Source organism: Streptomyces sp. LS1784 (assembly GCF_020103755.1).
Taxonomy (GTDB): domain Bacteria; phylum Actinomycetota; class Actinomycetes; order Streptomycetales; family Streptomycetaceae; genus Kitasatospora.
Window position 1 is genome coordinate 1 of sequence record NZ_JAHSQD010000656.1, and the last position, 4190, is coordinate 4190.

At 75.3% G+C, this 4190-nt stretch carries 3 protein-coding genes; 2 read left to right on the forward strand and 1 reads right to left on the reverse strand.

Going from position 1 to position 4190, the window contains the following annotated elements; genetic code table 11:
• On the reverse strand, positions 1–1195 hold a 1195-nt coding region (locus tag KS423_RS39905; RefSeq protein WP_224284627.1), incomplete at its 3' end, for an FAD-dependent oxidoreductase.
• A gap of 539 nt (positions 1196–1734) precedes the next feature.
• Here KS423_RS39905 and KS423_RS39910 point away from each other — a divergent pair.
• A complete protein-coding gene (locus KS423_RS39910; protein WP_224284625.1) occupies positions 1735–2625 on the forward strand; it encodes a TetR/AcrR family transcriptional regulator in 891 nt (296 codons plus the stop codon).
• 460 nt (positions 2626–3085) lie between these two features.
• The coding region (locus KS423_RS39915; RefSeq protein ID WP_224284626.1) for a sigma-70 family RNA polymerase sigma factor at positions 3086–4190 on the forward strand (1105 nt) is incomplete at its 3' end.

Below are 4190 nucleotides of genomic sequence, written 5' to 3' on the forward strand. Positions count from 1 at the left end.
AGCCGGTGAGGAGCGTCAGCCTGCGGCCGGTGAGCCTGCCGCCGCGCCGGGTGTGCGCGACGGCCCGGTGCGGACCGAGCGAGGTCGAGCAGGCGGCGGGGCCGGGCCGGTAGTCGGCCAGGCCCGGGGAGTGCGGCCCGCCGTCCAGGGCCACCACGACGTTACGGGCGAGCAGTTCGGCCTGGGCGAAGGCGTGCTGGGCGTTGGGCGCGCAGGGGGCGCCCTCCGCGTTCGGGTCCGGGACGGCGGCGCAGTCGCCGGCCGCCCAGACGCCGGGCAGGGCGCGTCCGTCCGGTCCGACGGCCTGCAGGGTCGCCAGACATCGCACCCGGCCGAGGGTGTCCAGCGGCAGGTCGGTCTCGCGCAGCAGCGGGGAGGGCCGGACGCCCGCCGTCCAGACCAGGGTGCGGGCGCCGAAGCGGCTGCCGTCGGAGAGCGCCACGACCCGGTCGGCGGCCGACTCCAGGGTGGTGCGCAACCGGATGTCGACGCCGCGTTCGCGCAGTTCGCCGAGGGTGTGCTCGGCGAGTTCGGGCGACTCCTCGGCGAGGATCCGGCCGGTCGCCTCGACCAGGACCCAGTGCAGGTCCTCGGCGCGGACGTTGTGGTAGCCGCGCACGGCGGTGCGGACCATGTCCTCCAGTTCGGCGAGCGCGCCGACGCCCGCGTAGCCGGCGCCGACGAAGACGAAGGTGAGCGCGGACTGGCGCAGCGCCGGGTCGCGGGTCGCGGAGGCGAGGTCGAGCTGTTCCAGGACGTGGTTGCGCAGGCCCACCGCCTCGCCGACGGTGGAGAAGCCGAGGCCGTGTTCGGCGAGCCCGGGCACCGGCGCCGTGCGGGAGACCGAGCCGGGGGCCACCACGAGGATGTCGTAGGGCAGTTCGACGGGGGCGGGGGGTTCTCCCGGACCCGCGGCGTCGGCCAGTGCGCACCGGGAGGCGTGTTCGATCCGGGTGATCCGGGCGGTGAGCACCCGGCAGTCCGGCAGGACCCGGCGCAGCGGGACCACCACGTGTCTCGGATCGATCGAGCCGGCCGCCACCTCGGCCAGCAGCGGGTGGTAGGTGAAGTAGGCCTGCGGCTCGACGACGGTGATCTCCACCTCGCCGCGCCGCAGCCGTTCCCGCAGGGCGCGCTGGAGGTGGAGTGCGGCGGCCGTTCCGGCGCAGCCGCCGCCGGCGATCAGGATCCTGATGGTGCACCTCCTGCCGAAGCGACGTTTCGTCCCGGCCCCGCGGCCGGGGGTGTCCCCCCATCACGCCCCCCTATGAAGGACCGGCGGGGGTCGTCTTGTCCACAGTCCGTACGGGGCTGGTTGCCACAGGAGTGACCGTCGTGGCCAGTTGTGCCTACTGGGCGACTTTCTGACGCACTTTCGGCCTCGGAGAGTGGTGAACTATGGTCGGATTGTGTACCGGGGCAGCCGTCGCCATGACAATCGGCGGCGACGCACCGTGGAGCGGCCATTACGGCCAGTTCCAGCGTTGGCGTGAGAACCCGACTGGGGGACAGTCATCCGGGGAAGGGTAGATCCCGGACAGGGCCCCGGACGGTGCCGACGCGCCGAGCCGGACGTGGACCCGGCACGGCGGCACGAACCGTGGTCACCGGAACGGGACGGGCGGCACGAGCAATGGGTCATCGGGTCATTTCTGACGGGCTGAGCTGCACCGGGGGGTGCAGGGGCGGGCGACGACAGGGTCCGGTTTCGGACGCCTGCGGGGGAGAGTTGGGATGATGGATCAGGAGCAGGTGTTGGGGCGGGCGGGTGCACCGCAGGCCGGACCGGGCATGGTCCCCGAGCAGCGTGGTCCGGTGGACCTTCCGCCGCAGAGCGGGCCGGCGCAGGTCGGAATGGTTCATGCCGCCGTCCCGTACCGGGCCGAGGCCGCACCGGCCGCCGCGCCGGTGCCCGGGGCCCGGCTGCGGGTGGACGCCCGGCGGAACCTGGAGAGCGTGCTGCGGGCGGCCCGCGAGGTGTTCGGCGAGTTCGGCTACGGCGCGCCGATGGAGGAGGTCGCACGCCGGGCCGGAGTCGGGGTCGGCACCGTCTACCGGCGCTTCCCGAGCAAGGAGGTGCTGGTCCAGCGGATCGCCGCCGAGGAGGTGGCGTGGCTGACCGCGCAGGCACGGGAGTCGCTGTACGGCGGCGCCGGTGCCTGGGAGGCGCTGGCCGGCTACCTGGCCCGCGCGGTGAGCAGCGGCGCCGGGCGACTGCTGCCGCCGGAGGCGTTCCGGTACGCGGAGGAACTTGGCCGGGTGCCCGGGCAGCGGGCACCGGAACCGCCCGCGGCGGTCCGCTTCGACCTGCGCGGCGAGGAGGCCCGCTCCGGCGGGGTGGTCGAGCCGTCGGCTGCCGACGCCGATCCCCGGCTGCTGCTCCAGCTGTTGGCCGCCCTGGTGGCGCGGGCCGGTGCGACGGGCGAACTGCGGCCGGGCGTCACGGTGTCGGACGTGGTGCTGGTGCTGACCGCCTCGGTGCCGGTGCACGCGGTCCGTCCGTCGGTCTCCGCGCCGACGGCCGGCGGTTTCTCGCCGATTTCTCCGCAGACGGACGGTCAGCCGGCCGCCGGGCCCTCGGACCGGCTGCTGCAGATCCTGCTGGACGGCCTGCGGGCGCGCTGACGCTCACCCGCCGACCGTCCGCCACGCCCGGCGGGCAAGGGACTTGGAGGGAAGACCGGCGCGCGGCCCGAGTGCGCGCGCCGGGCGTGGGAGTCGCACACCCCATCGCCGCACGCTGGGCGGACGCATCCGCGGCGGCCCCTCGGAGGAGTGGAAGGCGGCCGGTCCGGCTACCGCAGGCCCCTGCGCTATGCCATCCTTTGCCCGTGGTTGGAGCCAATGTCCCGATGCGCGCCGTTCGCGCGCCGTCGGCGCCGCACGCCGGGGAACCGAGCGCCTTCGCGCTCCCGCGCGCCCTGCCACACTGCGGGGGCTGTCGTGGAATCTGGGGTCCGTTGTGAGCGCCGAGGAACAGAACGACTACGGGTACGGCCTCGACTTCGGAGGCCTCTCCGGTGATTCCGCCGAAGGGTCCGGCGCGGGCCCCTGCAGTCTCGGCAGTACCGGCGGAACGGCCCAAGTGCCGGGCGCCGCAGCGGGTTCGGCCGCCGGACACGTCCCCGACCAGGCCGGGATGCCCAGCCGCGAGACGCTCTCCGCCTCCGCCGCCGCGCTGCCCCCGGGCCGGGTGCCCGGGCAGGCCCCGGCGGGCCGGGGCGGTGTCGCCCCCGAGGCGTTCGTCGGCGAACCGTTCCCCGGCGACGGCCGGACCGCCCGGCCGACCGTGCCCGCCCCCGCCGATCCGGTGGACAGCGAGCGCCCCTCCTCCGACGCCGAGTTGACCGCCCGGGTGCGGGCCGGCGACGACACCGCGTACGAGGAGATCTACCGCCGGCACGCCGACTCGGTGCGCCGTTACGCGCGCACCTGCTGCCGGGACAGCTTCACCGCCGAGGACCTCGCGGGCGAGGTGTTCGCCCGCACGCTGCAGGCGCTGCGGGCGGGCAAGGGCCCCGAGTTCGCCGTCCGCGCCTACCTGCTGACCGCCGTGCGCAACGTCGCCGCCGCCTGGCACCGCAGCGAGCGGCGCGAGCAACTCGTGGACGACTTCGCCGTGTTCGCGCAGACCTCGGCCGCCGTGGTCGACGTCGACCTCGCCGACCCGGGCGCCGACGCCTGGGCGATGGCGATGGCCGACCAGCGGATGGTCATGCAGGCCTACGCCGAACTGCCCGAGGACGACCGGGTGGTGCTCTGGCACACCGAGGTCGAGCGGGAGTCACCGAAGACCGTCGCGGTGATGCTCGGCAAGACCGCCAACGCCACCGCCGTCCAGGCCCACCGGGCCCGCGACCGGCTCGCCGCCGCGTTCCTCCAGGCGCACCTCTCGGGCAGCCAGGACAGTGCCTGCGAGGCCTACGCCAACCGGCTCGGGGCGTACGCGCGAGGCTCGCTGCGCAAGCGGGCCTCGGCGGAGGTCGGACGGCACCTCAAGGAGTGCGACCGCTGCACGGCCGCCTGCCTGGAACTGAGCGAGATCAACACCGGGCTGCGCGCCCTGCTTCCCGGCGGTGTGCTCGTCTGGATCGGTGTCGGCGGGTTCAGCGCCGCCGCGGCCGCCGTGGGCGGTGCCGCCGCGGTCGGCGGTGCGGCAGCGGCCGGGACGGCCGCCGCGACCTCCGGCT